This window comes from Herbiconiux sp. A18JL235, from assembly GCF_040939305.1.
Taxonomy (GTDB): Bacteria; Actinomycetota; Actinomycetes; order Actinomycetales; family Microbacteriaceae; genus Herbiconiux.
On record NZ_CP162511.1, the window covers coordinates 2,454,465 to 2,474,450 of the forward strand.

The 19,986-nt window shown below is 71.8% G+C and carries 21 protein-coding genes; 11 read left to right on the forward strand and 10 right to left on the reverse strand.

The annotated features are described in order from the left end of the window. Positions 1–31 precede the first annotated feature (31 nt). The gene (locus ABFY20_RS11490) at positions 32–613 is read right to left on the reverse strand and encodes a TetR/AcrR family transcriptional regulator (RefSeq protein ID WP_368499771.1); all 582 of its coding nucleotides are present in this window, start codon (positions 611–613) and stop codon (positions 32–34) included. A gap of 105 nt (positions 614–718) precedes the next feature. Here ABFY20_RS11490 and ABFY20_RS11495 point away from each other — a divergent pair, with 105 nt between their 5' ends. The 4 genes from ABFY20_RS11495 to ABFY20_RS11510 all read left to right on the forward strand — a co-directional run bounded on the left by ABFY20_RS11495 (position 719) and on the right by ABFY20_RS11510 (position 6,309). After that, positions 719–2,368 carry an ABC transporter substrate-binding protein gene (locus ABFY20_RS11495; protein ID WP_368496385.1) on the forward strand — a complete coding sequence of 550 codons (1,650 nt, stop codon included), beginning with the start codon at positions 719–721 and terminating at the stop codon, positions 2,366–2,368. Between the two features lie 130 nt (positions 2,369–2,498). Beyond that, complete coding sequence (locus ABFY20_RS11500) at positions 2,499–3,434, forward strand: ABC transporter permease (RefSeq protein WP_368496386.1); 936 nt, start codon at positions 2,499–2,501, stop codon at positions 3,432–3,434. A gap of 164 nt (positions 3,435–3,598) precedes the next feature. Continuing rightward, positions 3,599–4,390 (forward strand): ABC transporter permease, encoded by a 792-nt coding sequence (locus ABFY20_RS11505; RefSeq protein WP_368499772.1) that lies wholly within the window; start codon positions 3,599–3,601, stop codon positions 4,388–4,390. Next, entirely contained in the window at positions 4,390–6,309 is a 1,920-nt protein-coding gene (locus tag ABFY20_RS11510) for a dipeptide ABC transporter ATP-binding protein (RefSeq protein WP_368496387.1), read from the forward strand. The genes ABFY20_RS11505 and ABFY20_RS11510 overlap by 1 nt, the downstream gene beginning before the upstream one ends. Positions 6,310–6,394: 85 nt before the next feature. Here the strand turns inward: ABFY20_RS11510 and ABFY20_RS11515 are convergent, their stop codons facing one another. From ABFY20_RS11515 to ABFY20_RS11540, 6 genes are read right to left on the reverse strand one after another with little or no spacing between them, the layout of a single operon-like run. Further along, positions 6,395–7,753 (reverse strand): NtaA/DmoA family FMN-dependent monooxygenase, encoded by a 1,359-nt coding sequence (locus ABFY20_RS11515; protein WP_368496388.1) that lies wholly within the window; start codon positions 7,751–7,753, stop codon positions 6,395–6,397. Positions 7,754–7,805: 52 nt separating this feature from the next. Further along, positions 7,806–8,825 carry a LacI family DNA-binding transcriptional regulator gene (locus ABFY20_RS11520; protein WP_368499773.1) on the reverse strand — a complete coding sequence of 340 codons (1,020 nt, stop codon included), beginning with the start codon at positions 8,823–8,825 and terminating at the stop codon, positions 7,806–7,808. Between the two features lie 46 nt (positions 8,826–8,871). Beyond that, positions 8,872–9,663: an ABC transporter permease gene (locus ABFY20_RS11525; protein ID WP_368496389.1), complete on the reverse strand. Its 792-nt coding sequence runs from the start codon at positions 9,661–9,663 to the stop codon at positions 8,872–8,874. Then, positions 9,660–10,487 (reverse strand): ABC transporter ATP-binding protein, encoded by an 828-nt coding sequence (locus ABFY20_RS11530; protein WP_368496390.1) that lies wholly within the window; start codon positions 10,485–10,487, stop codon positions 9,660–9,662. The genes ABFY20_RS11525 and ABFY20_RS11530 overlap by 4 nt, the downstream gene beginning before the upstream one ends. Then, positions 10,484–11,572, reverse strand: coding sequence for a zinc-binding dehydrogenase (locus ABFY20_RS11535; protein WP_368496391.1), 1,089 nt, complete (start codon positions 11,570–11,572; stop codon positions 10,484–10,486). Before ABFY20_RS11535 ends, ABFY20_RS11530 begins: the two co-directional genes overlap by 4 nt. Beyond that, complete coding sequence (locus tag ABFY20_RS11540) at positions 11,569–12,684, reverse strand: ABC transporter substrate-binding protein (protein WP_368496392.1); 1,116 nt, start codon at positions 12,682–12,684, stop codon at positions 11,569–11,571. The genes ABFY20_RS11535 and ABFY20_RS11540 overlap by 4 nt, the downstream gene beginning before the upstream one ends. A 264-nt stretch (positions 12,685–12,948) precedes the next feature. Between ABFY20_RS11540 and ABFY20_RS11545 the strand changes: the two genes are divergently transcribed. From ABFY20_RS11545 to ABFY20_RS11570, 6 genes are all read left to right on the forward strand, one after another. Further along, positions 12,949–13,599, forward strand: a complete 651-nt coding sequence (locus ABFY20_RS11545) for a pyridoxal 5'-phosphate synthase (RefSeq protein WP_368496393.1) — start codon at positions 12,949–12,951, stop codon at positions 13,597–13,599. Next, positions 13,596–14,363: an SDR family NAD(P)-dependent oxidoreductase gene (locus tag ABFY20_RS11550; RefSeq protein WP_368496394.1), complete on the forward strand. Its 768-nt coding sequence runs from the start codon at positions 13,596–13,598 to the stop codon at positions 14,361–14,363. The genes ABFY20_RS11545 and ABFY20_RS11550 overlap by 4 nt, the downstream gene beginning before the upstream one ends. 1 nt (position 14,364) lies before the next feature. Further along, positions 14,365–14,778 (forward strand): hypothetical protein, encoded by a 414-nt coding sequence (locus tag ABFY20_RS11555; RefSeq protein WP_368496395.1) that lies wholly within the window; start codon positions 14,365–14,367, stop codon positions 14,776–14,778. 109 nt (positions 14,779–14,887) lie between these two features. Next, positions 14,888–15,997 (forward strand): LLM class flavin-dependent oxidoreductase, encoded by a 1,110-nt coding sequence (locus tag ABFY20_RS11560; RefSeq protein WP_368496396.1) that lies wholly within the window; start codon positions 14,888–14,890, stop codon positions 15,995–15,997. Further along, the gene (locus tag ABFY20_RS11565; protein ID WP_368496397.1) at positions 15,994–16,713 is read left to right on the forward strand and encodes a cysteine hydrolase family protein; all 720 of its coding nucleotides are present in this window, start codon (positions 15,994–15,996) and stop codon (positions 16,711–16,713) included. Before ABFY20_RS11560 ends, ABFY20_RS11565 begins: the two co-directional genes overlap by 4 nt. Before the next feature lie 5 nt (positions 16,714–16,718). After that, the gene (locus ABFY20_RS11570; RefSeq protein ID WP_368499774.1) at positions 16,719–18,044 is read left to right on the forward strand and encodes an NtaA/DmoA family FMN-dependent monooxygenase; all 1,326 of its coding nucleotides are present in this window, start codon (positions 16,719–16,721) and stop codon (positions 18,042–18,044) included. 49 nt (positions 18,045–18,093) lie between these two features. On the opposite strand, the gene ABFY20_RS11575 is transcribed toward ABFY20_RS11570, so the two are convergent. After that, a complete protein-coding gene (locus ABFY20_RS11575) occupies positions 18,094–18,423 on the reverse strand; it encodes an ATP-dependent DNA ligase (protein ID WP_368496398.1) in 330 nt (109 codons plus the stop codon). A 109-nt stretch (positions 18,424–18,532) separates the two neighbouring features. Between ABFY20_RS11575 and ABFY20_RS11580 the strand changes: the two genes are divergently transcribed. Next, the gene (locus ABFY20_RS11580) at positions 18,533–18,889 is read left to right on the forward strand and encodes a hypothetical protein (RefSeq protein WP_368496399.1); all 357 of its coding nucleotides are present in this window, start codon (positions 18,533–18,535) and stop codon (positions 18,887–18,889) included. A 5-nt stretch (positions 18,890–18,894) separates the two neighbouring features. Here ABFY20_RS11580 and ABFY20_RS11585 read toward each other — a convergent pair whose 3' ends face one another. Together ABFY20_RS11585 and ABFY20_RS11590 are read right to left on the reverse strand one after the other, a co-directional pair. Beyond that, the gene (locus ABFY20_RS11585; RefSeq protein WP_368496400.1) at positions 18,895–19,347 is read right to left on the reverse strand and encodes a DUF1801 domain-containing protein; all 453 of its coding nucleotides are present in this window, start codon (positions 19,345–19,347) and stop codon (positions 18,895–18,897) included. Positions 19,348–19,474: 127 nt separating this feature from the next. Then, complete coding sequence (locus tag ABFY20_RS11590) at positions 19,475–19,927, reverse strand: MaoC/PaaZ C-terminal domain-containing protein (RefSeq protein WP_368496401.1); 453 nt, start codon at positions 19,925–19,927, stop codon at positions 19,475–19,477. Positions 19,928–19,986: the final 59 nt, after the last annotated feature.

The following is a 19,986-nucleotide window of genomic DNA, read 5'->3' on the forward strand; positions in this document are numbered from 1 at the left end:
TTGCCGGTTCACAGTCGTTCAACAGCCGATTCTAGCCGATCCTGAAGCCCTCGAGCACGGGATGCACGGCCCGGTCGAGATACCACTCCAAGGGCCTGCGATCGGGGCCGTCGGCGGCCCAGCGGCCGACCGCCGCGGCGGAGGCGCCGACCACGGCGAGCGCCGCGGCTCGCGCGGTGAGGGCGTCGAGCCCGCGGCCGATGAGGAAGAGCTCGACGGCGTCGGCGTGGGCGAGCGCCCGGGCGAGGCCGGCGGCCCGCAGCTCGTCGTCGACTCCCATGGTCTGGCCCTGGGTGAGCACCAGCGGGGCGCGGGTGGCGGTGACGCCGGCGGCGGTGCGCGCCAGCGCGAGTTCGAGCGCGGAGAGCGGGCCGACGTCGGCGGGCGCGTCGGCGAGGGAGCCGGCGAGCGAGGCGAGGCTCTCGTCGAGCTCGATCCAGAGCAGGTCGCTCTTCGAGCCGAAGTAGTTGAAGAAGGTGTTGCGGCTGACCCCGGCGCGGCGGGTGATCTGCTCGATCGTCGTGTTCGCGTAGCCCTGTTCGAGGAAGAGCTCCGAGGCTGCTTCCTCGAGCATCGCCTTGGAGGAGGCACGGGGGCGGCCGGCGGGTGGCATCGACACGTCTCCCCTCGGGAATAATTTGATTCCGTCCAACAATTAGACTGAACGCGGTCACAGCAGATCGCTCCCCCACCCTCCCACACCAGACAGGTCGACACCGTGTCCTCACGCTCCCTCTCCCTTGCGGCACTCGCCGCCGCATCTGCTCTCCTCCTCGCCGGCTGCACAGCGGCGGGAGAGGACGACCGACCGGAGGCAGCGGGCACGCCGGTGCCGGGCGGCACCCTCACCTACGCGACCGGCTTCGGCGAGCCGACCTGCCTCGACCCGCACGTGGGCGGCAACATGCCACAGGCCCTCGTCGGCACGAACGTGCTCGAGTCGCTGTTCTCGCAGGACGAGAACGGCGAGATCGTGCCGTGGCTCGCCACCGGCTCCACCGTCTCCGACGATGGGCTCACGGTCGACGTCGCCCTGCGCTCCGACGTGTCGTTCACCGACGGCACCCCCTTCGACGCCGACGCCGTCGTGGCGAACGTCGAGCACATGAAGGACCCCGACACCGCCTCGTCGACGGCCATTCTCGCGCTCGGCAAAGTGGCCTCGGTGGAGGCGATCGACCCCCAGACCGCACGGTTCACCCTGTCGGAGCCCGACAGCGCGCTGCAGGAGTCGCTCGCCCAGACCTGGCTCGCGATGGAGTCGCCCGCCGGGCTCGCCCGCGGCATGGACGAGAACTGCGCCGCTCCCATCGGCACGGGCCCGTTCGTGTTCAGCGAGTGGGTGAAGCAGGACCACGTCACCCTCACCCGCAACGACGACTACACCTCCGCCCCGGCGGGCGCGGCCCACGACGGGCCCGCGTACCTCGACGAGATCGTCTGGCGCTTCATCCCCGACCCGGCGACGCGTTTCGCGGCGCTGCAGTCGGGCGAGGTCGACGTGATCGACGAGATGCAGCCCGACAACGTGGTGGCCGCCTCGACCGAGGGCTCCGGGTTCGGGGTGCTCACGGGTGCGCTGCCGGGTGCCTCCATCCGTCTCGAGTTGAACTCGGGCTACGCCCCCTTCGACGACGAGCGGGTGCGCAAGGCCTTCATCAAGGCAGCGGATGTGAATCCCGGCATCGAGAGCCTGTTCTTCGGCACCGTCGACCGCTCCTACTCGGTGCTCTCGAGCTCGACGCCCTACGGCGCTTCGTTCGAGGGCGAGTACACGGTCGACGCCGACGAGGCGAACCGCCTGCTCGACGAGGCGGGCTGGACATCGCGCGACGCGGAGGGCTACCGCACGAAGGACGGCCAGCGGCTCACCGTCGACTTCCCGGTGTCGACGAACCAGTCCATCCCGGCCGAGGTGTCGCTGTTCGAGCAGATCCAGGCCACCACGAAGGCGGTCGGCTTCGACGTGGAGCTGCACCCGCTCGACCTGTCGTCGTGGTACGAGGCGCTCGGCTCGTGGGACTTCGGGGTCACCAGCGCGATCTACACGAAGAACTCGCCCGACGTGCTGCGCATCCTCTACCACTCCGACAACATCCAGCCCGCACCGAGCGGGTACCACCCCAACCACTCGCACGTGGCGATCCCCGAGCTCGACGCCGCGCTCACCGAGGCGGGCCAGACCTCAGACCCCGAGAAGCGGGCGGAGCTCTACGAGGAGGCCCAGCGCATCCTGGCCGAGGGCGCCTACGTGCTGCCGCTCTACGACCACCTGCAGAAGATCGGGTACAGCGACCGGGTGGAGGGGCTGTCGCTCCTGCCGACCCTGCAGATCCCGTACTTCGGCGACACCTGGATCGCCGGCTGATCGTGCTCGTGCTCGCCGGCGCTCCCCGGCGCGCGTCGGTCGCGCACACCGCCCCCGCGCCGGTCGCACGACGTGCTGCCGAACTCGGGAATGGGAGCGCTTCGTGCGACCACGAGGGCGGGGGCGGAGTATGAGCGGGCTGGCGCGCTGGGGGCTGCGGGTGGCGGGCGCGGTGTTCGTGCTGTGGGCGGCGGCGACGCTCACCTTCTTCGGGCTGCGGCTCATCCCGGGCGACCCGGCGCAGGCCATCCTCGGGGGGCCGGGGTCGCAGGCGAGTGCCGAGGCGCTGGCCGCCGTGCGGGCCGAGTACGGGCTCGACCAGCCCGTCTGGGTGCAGTACGCCCGCTACCTCGGGCGGCTCGTCACCGGCGACCTCGGCTCGTCGTACTCGCTGCGCACCCCCGTGGTCGAGGTGATCGGCGCGCAGATCGGCGGCACCCTGCTGCTCGCTGCGCTCTCGCTCGTCGTGGCGTGGTTCATCGCGCTCGGCCTCGCGCTCTGGTCGACCCGTGGTGGCCGGGTGGCCGCCGCGGTGGGCTCGGGGCTCGAGATCGTCGCGGCTGCCGTGCCGCACTTCTGGCTCGCGATCGTGCTCGTGCTGGTGTTCAGCACGACCCTCCGCTGGCTCCCCGCCGTCAGCACGAAAGGGCCGGAGGGACTCGTGCTGCCCGTGCTCACGCTCGCCCTGCCGCTCGCGGGGTTCCTCGGACAGGTGATGCGCGAATCCGTGCTCGACGCCCTCGAGTCGCCGTTCGTGCTCTCGGCGCGGGCGCGCGGCGAGGGCGAGGGCGGGGTGCGCTGGCGGCACGTGCTGCGGCACGGGGCTCTGCCGGGCATCGCGCTCTCGGGCTGGGCGTTCGGCTGGCTCATCTCCGGCGCGGTGGTGGTGGAGACGATCTTCGCCCGGCCGGGACTCGGGCGCACCCTGCTCAATGCCGTGCAGCTGCGCGACGTGCCGCTCGTGATCGGCGTGGTGCTCGTGGTCGCTGTGGGGTACGTGCTCATGACGGTGCTGACGGACGCCGCGACCCGCGTCGCCGACCCGCGCCTGCGGGGTGCGGCGTGAGCGGGGCGGGCGCCGGTGCCGGCACAGGGGGCGGGGCGGGGGCCGGAGCCGGCACCGAACGACGGAACGTCGTCGAGAAGGCGGGCCCCGCATCCGTCGTTCTGCCGATGGGGGGCGAGACTCCGTCGTTCGCAAGCGCTCGTGGGGTCACACGCGGGCGACGGATGCTCGGACCGGCCTCGTGGGTGGCCTGCGGCGTGCTCGTGCTGCTTCTCGTCGCCGCCGTCGCGCCCTGGCTGCTGGCACCGGGCGACCCGCTGGCCATCTCGCCGGTGGAGGCGTTCCTGTCGCCGCGATGGGGGCATCCGTTCGGCACCGACGAGTCGGGACGCGACATCTACACGAGGGTGGTGCACGGGGCCGGGCCGTCGCTCGTCATCGGCGCGGCGGCGACGGCGATCGGCATCGCGCTCGCACTGCTGCTCGGGCTGGGTGCCGCGCTCGGTGGCCGCATCGTCGACTTCGGCGTGAACCGGCTGCTCGAGGTGATGTTCGCCTTCCCCGGACTCCTGCTGGCGCTGCTCGTCATCACCGTCTACGGCCCCGGGGTCGTCACCTCGACGATCGCCGTCGGGCTCGCGACCGCCCCGGGGTACGCCCGCATCATCAGGGCGCAGACGCGGTCGGTGGCGGTGGCGCCGTACGTGGAGTCGGCGGTGGTGCTGGGGTGGTCGCGGTGGCGCATCCTGGGAAGGCACATCCTGCCGAACGCCGTGCTGCCGGTGATCGTGCTGGTGACGCTCGGGGTGGGGCAGGCGATCGTGTGGGCGTCGGCGCTCAGCTATCTCGGGCTCGGTGCCGAGCCGCCCTCGGCGGAGTGGGGGGCGATGCTGTTCGCCGGAAAGAACTACCTGGCGACGGCGTGGTGGATCACGTTCTTCCCGGGGCTCGCGATCGTGGTGGCCGCCGCTGCCACCACCGTGCTCGGCCGTGGGCTGCAGAGAGGCGGGGCGTGATGAGCGGCGTGTCGGGCGCGGGCGAAAGCGGCGCCGCGGCGGGCGCGGGCGCGGGCGTGGGCGCGGGCGACGGTGCCGTGCTGGCGCGGGTGGAGGGGCTGCGGATCGCGTTCGGGAGCCGGGTCGTGGCGGAGGGCGTGTCGTTCGAGGTGCGGGCGGGGCGGGCGGTCGCGTTGGTGGGTGAGTCGGGGTCGGGGAAGTCGGTGACGGCCCGAGCGCTCGTGGGGCTCGTGGGGCCGGGGTCGCGGGTCGCGGCCGAAGCGCTCGAGGTCGGCGGCCGCTCGATGCTCGGCCGGGCCGGCGCGGACGGCTGGTCGCGGGGGCCGGGTGCGGCGGCGTGGCGAGGCATCCGGGGTGCGGAGGTGGGGCTCGTGGTGCAGGACGCGCTGGTGTCGCTCGACCCGCTGCGCCCCATCGGCCGCGAGATCGCCGACGCCCTGCGCCTGCACACCTCGCTCAGCCCCAGGCAGCGTGGGGAGCGGGTGCTCGAGCTGCTCGAGGCGGTCGGCATGCCCGACCCGGTCGGCCGGGTGCGCCAGCGCTCGGGCGAGCTCTCCGGCGGCCTGCGGCAGCGGGCGCTCATCGCCTCGGCACTCGCCGCCGACCCGCCGCTGCTCATCGCCGACGAGCCGACGACGGCGCTCGACAGCACGGTGCAGGCGCAGATCCTCGCCCTGTTCGACACCGTCAGGGCCCGCGGCACGGGCCTGCTCTTCATCAGCCACGACCTCGGCGTGGTCTCCCGCGTCGCCGACGACGTCGTGGTGATGCGCGCCGGCCGCGTCGTCGAGTCGGGCCCGGTGGCGCGGGTGCTCGGCGACCCCCGGCACGAGTACACCAAGGCGTTGCTCGCCGCCGTGCCGGCCGGGGTGCCCCGCGGGGTCACGCTCAGCCCGGGTCGCCTCGATGTCGCCGGGCGGCCCGCGCCCACGGCGACGAGGCCGGCGCTCGCGACCGGGCCCACGGCGACACACGCGCCAGCACCCACGGCTGCGCACGCAGCGGCGCCCACCGCGGCAGCGGAGCCGCCGGCCATGACGGCAGAGCCGGCACCCATAGCGGAGCACGCGCGGGTGCCAGCAGCAGCGACGGCCGGGCCGGCACCCACGGCAGGGCCGGCGCTGCTCTCGGCGGCGGAGCCGCCCGCCACAGCGGCGCCGCTGCTCGCGGTGACGGGCGTGTCGAAGACCTTCGGCGAGCGCCGCGCCGTCGACGACGTGTCGTTCACGCTGGAGGCCGGCAGCACCCTGGGTCTGGTGGGCGAGTCGGGGTCGGGCAAGACCACGGTCGCCCGCATCGTGCTCGGGCTCACCGAGCCTGACGGCGGCGGCGTCGCACTCGACGGGGAGCCCTGGGCTCCCGCCCGGGAGAGCGCCCGCCGCCCGCGCCGCAGCGCGATGGGGGCGGTGTACCAGGATGCGCTGTCGTCGTTCGATCCGCGTCTGACGGTGGGGCGCATCCTCACCGACGCCCTGCCCGCCCCCCGCGCCGGGAACCGCCGCGCCGGCCGCGCGGGCGACACCCGCACCGAGGTGGAGCGGATGCTCGCCGAGGTCGGCCTCTCCCCCGACCTCGCGGCGGCACGCCCCCTGCACCTCTCGGGCGGACAGCGGCAGCGCGTCTCGATCGCCCGCGCCCTCGCCCCTCGCCCGCGACTGCTCGTGCTCGACGAACCGGTCTCGGCGCTCGACGTGTCGGTGCAGGCGCAGATCCTCGACCTGCTCGACCGGCTGCAGCGCGAGCGCGGCGTCGCCTACCTCTTCATCTCGCACGACCTCGGCGTGGTGCGCCACATGAGCGACCGGATCGCGGTGATGAAGGACGGGGTGATCGTGGAGCAGGGCGACGCGACGACCGTGTTCGAGTCGCCGCAGCATCCGTTCACCCGTGAGCTCCTCGCCGCCGCCCTCACGTTATGACGGACGAAGTGCGTGAAGAACGAGAACTTCACGGACTTTGTACGGAAAAACTGAGGCGGGGGGCGGGGTGGGGCCGGGGGCGGGCCTAGGCCTCCCGGTTCTTCGAGGAGGGGCGGAACGAGGGGTGGGGGCCGGGGAAGCCGAGGCGTTCGCGGAGCGTCGCCGAGCGGTCGGGCTCCTTCCACGCGCCCCGGGCGCGGAGCTCGGGGACGACGAGCTCGATGAACTCCTCGTAGGCGCCCGCGTCGCCGAAGGTGGGCTCGAGGAGGAAGCCGTCGAGGTCGGCGATGCGAGCGGTCTCGATGAGCTCCTCCGCCACTTCGCGCGGCGAGCCGGTGACGACGAAGCCGCGCTCCTGCACGCGAAAGGCGTCGAGCACGTCTTGCACCGTCTCGATGCCCGGCACCGATCGGTAGCGGTCGAGCGGGGTGTGGCCCTGGTCGGTGTCGGCGATCTCCTCGATGCGCATCGAGCGGTCGAGCGCGCGCAGGTCGATGCCGGTGAAGCCCGCGAACAGCACGGCAGCGTCGTCCATCGAGAACTGCTCCTCGAGCTCGGCGCGCTTCGCGAGGGCTTCCTCACGGGTGGGCGCCACGGTGACGGTGACGCCCGAGATGATGCGCAGGTCGTGCGCGTCGCGGCCGGCCGCCACCACCCGCGCCCTGATGTCGGCCGAGGCCGCCGCCGCCTGCTCCGCCGTCTGCCCCTGGATGAACATCGCCTCGGCGTTCCGCGCCCCGAAGTCGCGCCCGCGCCCCGACATCCCCGCCTGGAACAGCACGGGAACCCGCTGCGGCCCCGGCGGCACCTTGAACAGCCCGTGGCTCGCGAAGTGCTCCCCGGTGTACGACAGGGGCCGGATGCGCGTGGGGTCGACGAGCACGTTGCTCTCGCGGTCGAACACCACGGCGTCGTCGTCCCAGACGTCTTCGAGGAGGGAGCGGGTGAGGTCGACGAACTCGTCGGCGACGTCGTAGCGCTTGTCGTGGTCGAAGTGGGTGATGCCGAAGAGCCCCTCGGTCACCTGCGCGGTGCTGCCGGTGACCACGTTCCAGCCGATGTGCCCGTTCGTGAAGGCGTCGAGGGTGGCGAAGCGGCGGGCCGTCGGCAGCGGCTGCTCGAGCGAGGTCGAGGAGGTGACCACGACCCCGAGGGTGGGCGCCGCCTGGGCGAGGGCGCTGACGAGCAGCAGCGGGTCGTAGCCGGGGAACAGGATGCCGTGGGTGAGCACCTCCTCGGGCACCTCGCCGTCGATCTGCGGGTAGCCGTAGCTGTCGGCGAACAGGATGAAGTCGAAGCCCGCGTCGTCGAGGGTCCTCGCCAGCTGCATCCAGTAGGCGGGATCGCCGTAGCGGTCGCCCCGACCGTGCGGGTGCCGCCAGGTGGGCACGCCGTTCGAGGGGGTGAGGATCTCGAACACGCCGAAGGAGAGAGGGCTCGTCATGGTTCCAGCCTGCCGGAGCGGAAGGCGGGACGACCGCCAAATCTAAATCGTTTTACACAGTTGTAACGCGACGCGTCGAGTTCCGTTCCACGAGCTCGACCGGCAGCATCTCGACCCGCGCCTCTCCGCCCCGCGTCACCATCTCGGCGAGCATCTCGAATGCGCGCGCCGCCATCGCCACGGCGTCCTGCCTCACCGTGGTGAGGGTGGGCGTGATGCGCGACGACCAGCTGATGTCGTCGAAGCCGCACACCAGCAGGTCGCCAGGAACCGTGCGACCGAGGTCGTGGGCCTCGAACGTCGCGCCGATCGCCTGGTTGTCGGTGCAGGCGAAGAGCGCGTCGACCTCGGGGTGCCTGGCGAGCATCCGTCGCACTCCCTCGCGCCCGCCCTCGAAGGAGTAGGGGGCGACGAGGCGGTGCACCCGCGACGGCTCGACCCCGCGCCCGGCGAGCCCGGCCAGGAACCCGATGCCGCGCTCGGTGGCGGTCGACAGTGACGGCGGGCCCTCGAGCAGCCCGAACACCGTGCCGCCCGCGTCGACCAGGTGCTCGGCGGCCCTGCGGGCACCACCCACGTTGTCGGAGTAGACGCCGCCGAGGCCGGGCACGTCGACCGCCTCGTCGAGCGCGACCACGGGAAGGCCCGACTCCACCAGCGGACGCACGGTCGCCGGGTCGGGGTGCGTCGAGACGAGCAGGATGCCGTCGACCGACTTCGACAGCCGCGACAGCGCGGCGCTCTCCCGGGCGGCGTCGAAGTCGGTGTTGGCGAGCGAGACCTGGAACCCCGTCTCCTCGCTCAGCCGTTCGACGGCGCCCACCATCCCGGCCCAGAACGGATTGGTGACGTCGGGGATGACGAGGCCGATCACCCCGTGCAAGCCCGTGCGGAGCGAGCGGGCGGCGCCGTTCGGCCGGTAGCCGAGCTCGGCGGCCGAGCGCAGCACCTTCTCGATCGACCGGGCGCCGACCTTGCGCGCACCGGTGAGTGCGTTGCTCGCGGTGGCGAGGCTCACCTCCGCGTGCTCGGCGACGTCTTTGAGCGTGACGGGTGCTCGGCCCTGCGACATCGCCTTCACGACGCCAACCTACCAGCGCGAACCACCCGGCCCCCGGCTACCAGCGCACCACCAGCCGCTCCACGAGCCCCACGAGGCCGAGGAGGATGAGCGTGGTGATCGCCGAGAAGAAGATCGCCGCCCACATCTGCGAGAGGTTGAGGTAGGTCGTCGCCATCACGATCACCGCACCGATGCCCTTGCTCGACCCGGTGAACTCCGACACGACGGCACCGATCATGGCGGCGGTCACCGACAGCCGTGCCCCGGCGAACAGGTACGGCAGGCTCGACGGCACCCGCAGCCGGAAGAAGATCTCGAGCTTCGACGCCGACATGGCGTCGAACACCTCGAGCGCCTGCGGGTCGACCGAGCGGAGGCCCGTGATCGAGTTGATGAGCGTGGGGAAGAAGGCCGACAGCGCCGCGACGATGATGTGCGGGATCTCGTTGAACCCGAACGCCACCACGAGCGCCGGCGCGATCGCGACGATCGGCGTGACGTTGAGCAGCAGCGCCACCGGCATGATCGCCGCCCGCAGGAAGCGGAAGTGCACGATCGCGGCCGCGAGCAGCAGCGCCACCGCGACGCCGATGGCGAAGCCCAGCATCGCCGCCTGCAGGGTGACGAGGAGGTTCTCGAGGTAGAAGTCGGGCCGGCTCACGATGTCGTCGGCGATGTCCTGGATGGGCGGGAGCACGCTCTTGAAGGTCGCCGCCGCCCACTGCCAGCACAGGGCGAGCACCACGAACAGCAGCACGGGGGCACCGATGGTGAGCAGAGTGCCCCCGGTGCGTGCCGACATGCGGCGGCGGCGCATCCTCATCACGGGGTCGATGGCGGCGGTCATTCGTCTCCCTCCCAGGCGCTCCAGAGGATCTGTTTGACCTGGGCGACCTTCGCGGTGAACTCGGGCGTCTCGGTGAGCTCCCAGGTGCGGGGCCGCGGCAGGTCGATGTCGACGACCTCGCGGATGCGGCCCGGCCGCGGGCTCATCACCACCACGCGGTCGGAGAGCAGCACCGCCTCCATGGCCGAGTGGGTGACGAAGACGATGGTCTTCTTGTGGTGCTCCCAGAGCTCGAGGAGACGGATGCGCAGGGTGTCGCGGGTGAGCTCGTCGAGTGCCGAGAACGGCTCGTCCATGAGCATGAGCGGCGCGCCCTGGGCGAAGCCGCGGGCGATCGAGGCGCGCTGCCGCATGCCGCCGGAGAGCTGGTCGGGGCGGGAGGAGAGGAAGTCGCCGAGGCCCACCTCGGAGAGGATGCCTACCGCGTCCTCCGGGCGCCGGGTGGTGGCCCCGCGGTCGGCGCGCTTGTTGATGACGGAGGAGAGCGAGGCGTTGGCCTTGATGTCGAGCCAGGGCAGCAGGGCCGACGACTGCGGGATCCAGGCGATGTCCTTGCGCTGGGAGGCCTTCTTCGGGGTGGAGCCGAAGACGCTGATCTCGCCCGTGGTCTGCGTGTCGAGCCCGGCGATGAGCCGCAGCAGGGTCGACTTGCCGCAGCCGGAAGGGCCGAACAGGGTGATGAACTCGCCCTGGCGGATGGAGAGGTCGACGCCCGTGAGCGCCTGCACGGTCTTCGACCCGCGGGTGTAGGTGCGGCCCACCCCGCTGATGTCGATCGTGCCGGTGCCGGTCGTCGCGGCGCCGGTCGTCGCGGTGTCTGTCATGCTGCGTGCTCCGAGAGGTCGAGGGTGGTGGTGCTGAACGAGGGCCCGAGCACGACGATCTTGCCGAAGAAGTCGTTCGACTCCAGCCGCGCCTCGGCCTCGGCGAGCTGCTCGAACGGCCAGACGCTGTCGATGACGATCTCGAAGGTGCCGTCGGCGAAGGCGGCGACGGCACTTGCCATGTCGGCGCGGCTGTAGCTGCCATGGCCCAGGATGCTGCGGCCCGGCTGGTAGAGATCGGGCAGGTGCAGCTGGGTGTCGAGCCCGTCGGTGGTGCCGGAGAGGACGACGCGCCCGCCCGGCCTCGTGGCGCGGAGCGCCTGCCCGAGGAAGCGGCCGCCCACGTGGTCCCAGACCAGGTCGGCGCCCCGGCCCCCGGTGATGGTCATGACCTCGGCCACCCAGTCGGGCCGGGCGGTGCGGTCGATGACGTGGTGGGCGCCGGAGGCGAGCGCGCGCTCCTTCTTCTGCTCGCCCGAGACGAGGGTGATGACGGTGGCGCCGTGCGCCAGGGCGATCTGCACGCCGGCGGCGCCGAGGCCCGACCCCGCGCCGGGGATGACCACGGTCTCCCCCGCCACGAGCTTGCCGGCGCCGAGGAGCCCGCGCCAGGCGGTGGCCCCGGCCACCGGAACCGCCGCGAGCTCGGCGAGCCGCGCCGAGTCGTGGGCGGCGACGTCGACGACGGTGCAGTTGCGCGCCGGCACCGACACCAGCTCGGCCATGCCCCCGTCGCGGGTGGAGCCGATGGTCTGGAAGGCCGAACAGTAGGTGGGTGTCTCGGCGAGGCAGTACTCGCACTCGCCGCAGCTCACCACCGGGTCGACGAGCACCACGCTGCCGACCAGGCCGTCGAGCCCCGGGTCACCCGAGGAGACGACCTGGCCGGCGAAGTCCATGCCCGCCACGTGGGGCACCGACATGCCGGGCACCACGGGTTCGTGACGCTGCAGCACGTCGAGCCGGTTGAGCGCGAAGGCGAGAACGCGCACGACGACCTCGTCGGAGGCCGGCGAGGGTGCGGCGACCTCGGTCAGCCGCCGCACCTCCGGTCCGCCGAAGCCGGTCTGCACCCAGGCTCTCACGGAGCGGGCCAGATGAGCTCGGTGCCGTCGTAGATGGCGTCGACGAAGCTGGTGTCGATGGCCGAGTCGATGTCGGGCTCGGACCCCACGAGGTCGAACTGGACGAGCATGTCGGCCTCGGGGGTCCACTGCTCGACCGACTCGCTGCCGAGCGGGGTGCCCTCGGGCTGGCTGTCTTCGACGAGCCCGACCTCGGTGTTCCAGCGCGCCTTGCTCGAGACGAGGTCGTAGCCGGCGTCGGAGAGGGCCTCGGCGTAGCCGAGCGCCTCGTCGAGGTTGGTGTCGGACTCGTTGATCCAGTTGTAGGCGGAGAAGCTCGCCCGCAGGAAGTCCTCGACCGCGGTCGGGTGCTCCTCCTTGAAGGTGTTGTTCACGATCTGGGTGTTGAAGGCCGACTTGATGCCGTACTCCGCCGGGTCCCACTGGGTGATGTCGTAGCCCTGCGACTCGAGGGCGAGCGGCTCGTTCGACTTGTAGCCGGTGAGCGCCTGAACCTGGCCGTTCGGGAGGATGGTGGGGTCGTAGCCGACCGACACCCAGTTGATGGAGGCCGGGTCGACGCCGTCTTCGAGGAACATCGCCTGGATCTGCGGCGGGATGGCGCCCTTGTAGCCCGCGGTGAGGCCGGAGAAGTCGGCGAGCGAGGCGGGGCCGCCGTCTTTCATGGTCATCAGCGTGATGGCCACGGTGTTGCCGTAGGTGGCGATGCCCGAGATGTCGGCGCCGTTGTCGACGGCCACGAGCACGTCGGAGGGGCTGCCGAGGCCGGCGAACTGCGCGGTGCCCGCGCTCACCAGCTGCGCGTTGGTGGAGCCGGGCTCGATGGTGACGTCGAGGCAGAGCTCGTCGAAGATGCCCTTCTCCTTCGCGGTCACGACGTCGAGGATGCCGACGGATGCCGCGTAGGCGAAGGAGGTGAGGAAGGTGATGGGGCCGGCGGCCTTGTTCTCGGCGCAGCGCTCGGCGCTGATGAGGTCGCTGCCGCCCGAGGAGGCGGTCGGGGCCTCGGAGGCGGAGCTGTCGCTCGAGCAGCCGGCCAGCAGCAGGGCTGAGGCCGCGGCGGTGGCGGCGAGGGCGGTGAGGGGTTTCTTCGTCAGCGGTGCGAATGACATGCGGAGCCTTTCGGGATGCGCCGGAGGGGATCCGGCGGTCGGGAGGTGCAGGGTGTCAATGCCAATGTCTGTGTACGTCAGTGGTACCGGCGTGCCCGATGGTGCTCGATGAGCCAGCGCGTGGTCGGCACACTAACAAGCTCGCGAGTCGAAATCTAAATCGTTTTATTTCGGGCGTGTAAAAGGTTGCGCATCCGTTCGATCAAGCCCCGCCGCGACTGCGATCCTGGTCGACGACAGCACGTGCCGAGAAGGAGGAGAACCGTGACGCGACCCGCACTCGACTCCCGCGTCGCCTTTCCCGAGACGCCCGCCGACGCGGCGGGGCTGCACGCGCAGACCGCACCCGGGCATCCGCTGGCCCTGCTCACCGAGTGGCTCGACGACCTGGTGCGGCGCGACGCCGTCGAACCGCACTACGTCACCCTGGCCACCGCGTCGGCCTCAGGGGTCCCTTCCAGCCGCACCGTGCAGCTGCTCGCCGTCGAAGCCGACGCCCTGCTGTTCACGACCAACCTCGGCAGCCGCAAGGGTGTCGAGATGCGGGAGACGGGCCGCGCCGCGGTGTCGATGTACTGGCGCGAGACGGCGCGGTCGGTCAACGTGACCGGCTCGGTCGTCGAAGCCGAGGCAGCCGAGAACGACGAGCGCTTCGCCGCGGAAGACCGGGCCGTGCAGGTCGCGCGCGCGGTGTCATTCCACGGGCTGCCGCTCGACGACGAAGCGGAGCAGCTGCAGCGCTACCGAGCGCTGGTCGACAGCGGCGAGCCGGTTCGCCGGCCCGACTACTGGGGCTGGTTCAGGGTCGTGCCGGATGCGGTGACCTTCTGGGAGGGCGTGCCCCAGGCATTGAACCGGCGACTGCACTACACGAGAAGCGACAGCGGTTGGAACAGAAGGGCGATTCAGGCATGAGCGAGACTACGACGAGCACGTCGGCAGCAGGCCGGTTCACCGGCACCCGGGTGATCGTGACGGGAGGCGCCCGGGGCATCGGAGCGCGCATCGCCGAGCGCTTCGCCGCCGAGGGGGCGAAGCTGGCCGTGCTCGACCGGTTGAGCGGGCCCGGCCTCGACAAGGCCGCATCCATCGGCGCATGGTTCGGCGAGGTCGATCTCGCCGAGCCCGAGAGCACCCGAGCGGCGATGAGCGCGGCGATCGGCGAGCTCGGCGGCGTCGACGTGCTCGTGAACAACGCCGGAGTGCTCGAGTTCGGCACCGTGCTCGACACCACCGTCGAGGCCTGGGACCGCGCCTTCGCCGTCAACACCCGCGCCATGCTGCTCACCACCCAGGTCGCCGCCCGCTCCATGATCGACGCGGGCCTAGGCGGCGCCATCGTCAACCTCGCCTCGATGGCCGGCAAGTACGGCGGAGAGAACGAGGCCGCGTACGCGTCGTCGAAGGCCGCGGTGATCGCGCTCACCCGGGTGACGGCCCTGGAGCTCGGCGAGCACGGCATCCGTGCGAACTCGCTCTGTCCGGGCTACGTGCTCACCGAGATGGGCGCCGCCACCCGCACCCAGGAGATGATCGACCTGTGGTCGAGCTACTCCCCGCTCGGCCGGCTCGGCACCCCTGACGACGTGGCGGGGCTCGCGCTCTTCCTCGCCTCGGCCGACGGCTCGTACCTCACCGGTCAGGCGGTGAACGTCACCGGTGGCATGATCATGCACTGAGATGACCATGCACGCACTCAGCAGCCACCGTTTCGGCCCCGACAGCCCCGAGGCCCTCGCTTCCGAGGCCCTCGGGCGAGCGCTCGGCGTCGCCCTCCGGCCACGGCGGCTGGTGCTCGCCGACGGCACCTCGCTCGAGGTGGAGGGTCTCGACGACGACTCGACGGTGGTCGCCCAGTTCGTGCTGAACGAGGGTGCGGTGCGCTCACCCCTCCGCAACAAGATCGCCGCCGACCTGTTCAAGCTCGTGTGGGTGGCCTCCACCGTCGTGCCGGGGGCGCGCCCGGTGCTGTGCGTGAGCCCGACGGTTGCGTCCCTCCTGACGCGGCGCGGCTGGCTGCCCGCCGCCGCCCGCGACCTCGGTGTCGCGCTCTTCGTGGTCACGGCGCCCGACGGAGTGAAGGCGCTCGAGTGACCCGCTAGACTCTCGGCAGGTCGGACTCCGCAGCGCAACCACGGTTCGCGTCGCACGCTCTCCGCCTCCCTGCGCCGTGCATCCGCCGGCGCCCGAACGGAGGAGAAGCATGTCATCAGTCACACCCCGGGGCGCCGCGGCGCCCAGCCCGGGCCTCCCCCGCGAGTACGGCGTCTTCCTGCCGAACGCCGCAGGCGGCTGGCTCGTCTCCACGACGGCCCCGTACCCGCCCGCCGACTACGACCACAACAAGCGCATCGCGCGGCTGGCCGAAGAGGTCGGTCTCGACTTCGTGATGGCGATGTCGAAGTGGCGCGGCTTCGGCGGCTCGACCGACCACTGGGGCGAGACCATCGAGTCGATGACGATGATGGCCGGCATCGCCGAGGCCACCGAGCGGGTGAAGATCTGGGCGACCGTGCACGCGAACATGCAGCACCCGGCGTTCGCGGCGAAGGTGTTCACGACGCTGCAGCAGATCAGCGGCGGGCGCGCCGGCATGAACATCGTGAACGGCTCCTACGCCGACGAGTTCGAGCAGATGGGCCTGTGGACCGCCCTCAGCCGCGAGGAGCGCTACCGCATGACCGCGGAGTGGACCCACCTCGTCGACCGCCTCTGGTCGGAGGACTCGGTCACCCACGCGGGCGAGTTCTTCACCCTCGACGACTGCCAGTCGAGGCCCCACCCGAGCCCCCGCCCCACCGTCATCAACGCGGGCACCTCCGCCGCCGGCCGCGCCTACCAGGCCGAGCACGTCGACGGGGCCTTCCTCGGAGCCGACACGCTCGACGAGATGCGCGACTCCTCGCGCGATGTGCACGAGCGCGCCGCGGCCCTCGGCCGCACGGTGAAGACCTACACCATGCTCACCGTCGTGCTGGGCGACGACGACGCCGAGGCCGAGCGCCGCGCCGAGGAGTACGGCCGCGGCATCGACCGGGTGGCGCTGGCGAACATGCGGCGCTCGTGGGGCATGCCCGAGGAGCGGGCACTCGCCTGGGCCGAGGGCGCCGACGGCCAGCAAGCATTCCAGACCGTCTACGTCGCGGGCGGCCCCGAGCGGGTGACCGAGCACATCCTCTCGGTCGTCGACACCGCCGAGCTCGACGGGCTCATGCTCATCTTCCCCGACTACCTCGCCGACCTGCCCGTCTTCGGCGAGCGCGTGCTGCCCGAGCTGCGGCGGCGCGACGGCCGCGCGGGAGGTGCGGCATGAGCGACCAGCTCGCCGGCCTCCGCGCCGACTCCCTCGCCGCCACGGGCTCCCCCGCCCTGCTCGTCATCGACGTGCAGCGGGACTTCGCCGACCCCGCGCTGCTCGCCTCCTGGGGAGTCGACGAGGCGGGCCTCCGCTCGGTCGCCGACGCCATCTCACGCACGGCAGCGCTGGTGGACGCGGCACGCGCCGCCGACGTGCCCGTGGTGTGGGTGGAGCTCGCCTACGACCCGTCGCGGCCGTGGCGCGCCAGCGCGTGGCTGCGCACCGGGTCGCCCGACTCACCCACCGGCGACTTCCCCTGCGTGCAGGGCACGGCGGGCGCCGAGTGGTGGGGACTCGCACCCCTGCCCACCGAGCTGAGGGTGCGCAAGCGCTTCTACAGCGGCTTCGCCGGCACCGGTCTCGCGGCGGTGCTCGACGAGCTCGGCACCGGCTGGCTCGCCGTCACCGGTCTCACCACCGAGTGCTGCGTGCTCGCCACGGTGACGGATGCGGCGCAGCACGACTACCCCGTCGTCGTCGCCCGTGACGCCACGGCCGCCTACACCGCCGAGCTGCACGAGTCGGCGCTCGCGAACATGGCCCTCAACAGCGCCGACGTGCGCTCGGCCGAGGAGATCGAGGGGCTCTGGGCAGCCATTGGGCTCGGCTCGGGCACCGGCTTCGGCTCCGGCACGGGCACCGGCTCCGGCTCGGCGGAGGTCGCCTCGTGAGCGGCATGCACACCGCCTTCGACCTCTCCTTCGCCCACACCGAGGGTCGCTGGGCGCGGCCCGGCTCCTGGGTGGGCGCACCGTTCCCCGACGTGCGCATCTATCAGGAGATCGCCCGCACGGCGGAGCGGGCCGGCGTCGACCTGCTCTTCTTCGGCGACGGCAGCGGCATCCCCGACACCTGGCGAGGGTCGATGGATGCGGCGGTCGAGTGGGGAATCCAATGGCCACGGCACGACATGGGCCCGGTGGTCGCCTCGATGGCGGCGGTGACCGAGCACATCGGGTTCGGGCTGACCTACTCGTCGACCTTCGCGCATCCGTTCACCGTGGCCAGGCTGCTCAACTCGCTCGACCACGTCACCGGCGGCCGGCTCGCCTTCAACGTGGTGGCCTCGGCGCGGGGCGCCGACGCCGCGAACTACGGCTTCGCCGAGCGCATGGACCACGACGAGCGCTACGACCGCATGAGCGAGTTCATGGCGGTGTGCCGGGCGCTCTGGGCCTCGGTGCCCGCGGAGGCGATCGTCGCCGACCGCTCGACGGGACGGTACGCGGACGCGGCGCTCGTGCATCCGATCGACCACGTGGGCACGCACTTCCGGGTGAAGGGGCCGCTCGCGAGCGCGCCGAGCCCGCAGGGGTGGCCGGTGCTCGTGCAGGCGGGCAACTCGCCGAAGGGCATCGCGACCTCGGCCGAGTTCGTAGAGCTGGTGTTCGGGTTCGGCGGGAGCGTCGCCGGCCAGCAGCGGCACCGCGCGGCCCTGGACGCAGCTCTCCTCGGCGCGGGGCGCGACCCGTCGGCCGTCGGCATCCTGTGGGCGACGCAGGCCATCGTGGGGCGGAGCGCCCGCGAGGCCGCCGAGCGGCGCGACGAGGTCGCGGCGTTCTGGCACCCGGAGGCGGTGGGGGCGTTCCTGTCGCACAACGTGGGGTTCGACTTCTCGACGCTGCCCGAGCGTTTCACTCTCGACGAGCTGGTGGCCGAGATCACCCGCGTGAACGGAGCACAGGGCGGGTTCGTCGGCGCGCTCGTGGGCGAGCTCGGCGGCTCGGCGTCGCTCACCCGCGACGAGCTGTTCGAGCACGGCTGGCGGCACGCCACCGGGCTCGACCACACCCTGTGCGGCACCGCGAGCGAGGTGGCCGACGCGCTGGAGGAGAACTTCGCGGCCACGGGCAGCCGGGGCGGCTACATGTTCGCGAGCCCGCTCGCGGCGCCCTCGGGGTACGGCGACCTGTCGGAGCTGCTCGTGCCGGAGCTGCGACGGCGGGGGGCCCTGGCGCCGCGGTACGCGGGGAGGACGCTTCGGGAGAACCTCTCGAGCTGAAGGGGCGCGAGCCCGGGCCGCGGCGCTGCGTCGGGGCCCGGGCTGCGATTCACTGCAGCTCGTGTCCGCCGTGCGCGTCGGCCTCGATGGTCTCGTCGGTCACGACGAGACCGAAGTTCGTGTTGGCCGAGAGCGCGAGCGTCTCGGCCCACTCCCGGTTGATGCGCGGCGGGCGCGACCCCTCGTAACGAAAACGGATCGGCACCCCGTTGTCGACCCAGATGGCGTTTCGTCCGTTGCCTTCCTCGGGCGGGATGACCCAGGAGAGGAAGAAGCTCTCGTTGCGCCGCAGCTTCATGCCGATGACGGCCTGGAGGTGGGCAAGCAACCGATCGGACAACTCGAAACGCGCATCGCCTCCGTAGAACAGCGTTCCCATCCCGCTTCTGCTCCTCTCTTCTGTGCTGGGTACAAAATACCGCGTTGCACACGATCTCCGGGAAGTCAAGGTGCCAGGGTTGACAGGCCGACCGCGTATCGTTCGGTCTATGTCGTATCGGACGAAGGCTCTGCTCGAGGAGTGGGTGCGCCAGTTCCGAACCGAGGGCCATCAGGTCTCCGGCGCCCTCGAGGTGATCGCGCAAGACGGATCGGACGGCTCCGACACGGGCCTCGTCGTCGTGCGTCTCGAGAGCGTCGCGAACGATGTCTACATGCAGCCCGTCGCGATCGGCGACCCGCACTGGGAGATCACCATCGGCGCCCTCGAGAGAGAGGTCGTGCTGAGCCCGCAGGAACTGCTCACCCTCAACGCCGAACTCGCCATCACCGCGGCGTTGTGCACCTTCCTCGAGCACAAGTCGCTCGAGCACGACGAGCAGCACGGGCGCACCACGATCGCGTGAGCCGGTCAGCCGGCGGCTCTCGCGACGAGCGCCGCGATGCGGTCCGCCGTCGCGTCGTCGATGCGGGTGATCGCGAAGGCCGTCTCCCAGAGACCGCTGGGGTCGTCGAGGGCCGCAGCTGAACTGAACCCCAGCGTGGAGTAGCGCTCCTTGTCCCCCACGCCGCTGCGGAAGAACACCACGACCTTGCCGTCACGCGACCACCCGGGCTGGCCGTAGTAGAGCTTCGGAAGCAGCTCCGGCGCGGCCTCCGCGACGATCGCGCGGAGCCGCTCGGCCAGCGCGCGGTCACCCGCATCCATCGCCGCGATCTTCTCCGCCTGGGCCTCGGCGTCGGCCGCAGCCTTCTCGGCGGCCTTGCCCTTGCGTGCCTCGGCCTTGAGCTCGGCGGCGCGCTCCTTCATGGCTCGGCGCTCCTCGGCGGAGAAGCCTCCCTCGTCTGATCGGGCGGCGTTCATGGTTGTCGTCCTTTCGTCTGTGACGGGTGCCGGGTCGCGGGTTCGGGGTGCCTCCACGCCAGTCGCCGGATGCGGTGGCGGGTTCGAGATCTGCTCGTTCCACCCGGGCGGGCGTGCATCCCTGCGCTCAGACGGCGGCGGAACGGGTGAGCACGAGGAGGTCGAGCCTGCCCTGCTGCACGAGCTCCCCACGCTGGTTGTGCAGCGAGACGAGTCGCTCGACGACCCCGGTGTCGCCCTTCGAGGTGAGGCGGGTACCGACGATCTCGACGGTGCAGGTGAGGGTGTCGCCGATGAACACCGGACCCACGAAGCGCCAGGCGTCGATGCCGAGGAGGGCGACGGCGCTGCCCTCGAACACGCCCGTGCGAGCGATGAGCCCGAGGCTGAGCGAGGTTCCGAAGAGGCCGTGCACGACGCGCTGCCCGTAGCGGGTGCCCGCAGCGAACTCGATGTCGGTGTGCACCGGGTTGTTGTCGTTCGTGAGGGCCGCGAACATCACGACGTCGGTCTCGGTGACGGTCTTGCCCGGGCTCACGAACACCTGGCCGACCTCGAGGTCATCGAAGTAGTGCACCATCCCCCCACGATATCCCGCGCCTCGGGCCGCTCCTGCACAGGAGCAGCCTTCTCCACAGT

Excerpts from the sequence above, each read along its gene's own strand:
- ABFY20_RS11555 (WP_368496395.1), top strand. The coding sequence starts at position 14,365 with ATGACCATGCACGCACTCAGCAGCCACCGTTTCGGCCCCGACAGCCCC.
- ABFY20_RS11575 (WP_368496398.1), bottom strand. The coding sequence starts at position 18,423 with ATGGGAACGCTGTTCTACGGAGGCGATGCGCGTTTCGAGTTGTCCGAT.
- ABFY20_RS11565 (WP_368496397.1), top strand. The coding sequence starts at position 15,994 with ATGAGCGACCAGCTCGCCGGCCTCCGCGCCGACTCCCTCGCCGCCACG.
- ABFY20_RS11570 (WP_368499774.1), top strand. The coding sequence starts at position 16,719 with ATGCACACCGCCTTCGACCTCTCCTTCGCCCACACCGAGGGTCGCTGG.
- ABFY20_RS11500 (WP_368496386.1), top strand. The coding sequence starts at position 2,499 with ATGAGCGGGCTGGCGCGCTGGGGGCTGCGGGTGGCGGGCGCGGTGTTC.
- ABFY20_RS11580 (WP_368496399.1), top strand. The coding sequence starts at position 18,533 with ATGTCGTATCGGACGAAGGCTCTGCTCGAGGAGTGGGTGCGCCAGTTC.
- ABFY20_RS11490 (WP_368499771.1), bottom strand. The coding sequence starts at position 613 with ATGCCACCCGCCGGCCGCCCCCGTGCCTCCTCCAAGGCGATGCTCGAG.
- ABFY20_RS11530 (WP_368496390.1), bottom strand. The coding sequence starts at position 10,487 with ATGACAGACACCGCGACGACCGGCGCCGCGACGACCGGCACCGGCACG.
- ABFY20_RS11510 (WP_368496387.1), top strand. The coding sequence starts at position 4,390 with ATGAGCGGCGTGTCGGGCGCGGGCGAAAGCGGCGCCGCGGCGGGCGCG.
- ABFY20_RS11590 (WP_368496401.1), bottom strand. The coding sequence starts at position 19,927 with ATGGTGCACTACTTCGATGACCTCGAGGTCGGCCAGGTGTTCGTGAGC.
- ABFY20_RS11550 (WP_368496394.1), top strand. The coding sequence starts at position 13,596 with ATGAGCGAGACTACGACGAGCACGTCGGCAGCAGGCCGGTTCACCGGC.
- ABFY20_RS11520 (WP_368499773.1), bottom strand. The coding sequence starts at position 8,825 with ATGTCGCAGGGCCGAGCACCCGTCACGCTCAAAGACGTCGCCGAGCAC.
- ABFY20_RS11525 (WP_368496389.1), bottom strand. The coding sequence starts at position 9,663 with ATGACCGCCGCCATCGACCCCGTGATGAGGATGCGCCGCCGCCGCATG.
- ABFY20_RS11585 (WP_368496400.1), bottom strand. The coding sequence starts at position 19,347 with ATGAACGCCGCCCGATCAGACGAGGGAGGCTTCTCCGCCGAGGAGCGC.
- ABFY20_RS11540 (WP_368496392.1), bottom strand. The coding sequence starts at position 12,684 with ATGTCATTCGCACCGCTGACGAAGAAACCCCTCACCGCCCTCGCCGCC.
- ABFY20_RS11560 (WP_368496396.1), top strand. The coding sequence starts at position 14,888 with ATGTCATCAGTCACACCCCGGGGCGCCGCGGCGCCCAGCCCGGGCCTC.
- ABFY20_RS11505 (WP_368499772.1), top strand. The coding sequence starts at position 3,599 with ATGCTCGGACCGGCCTCGTGGGTGGCCTGCGGCGTGCTCGTGCTGCTT.
- ABFY20_RS11515 (WP_368496388.1), bottom strand. The coding sequence starts at position 7,753 with ATGACGAGCCCTCTCTCCTTCGGCGTGTTCGAGATCCTCACCCCCTCG.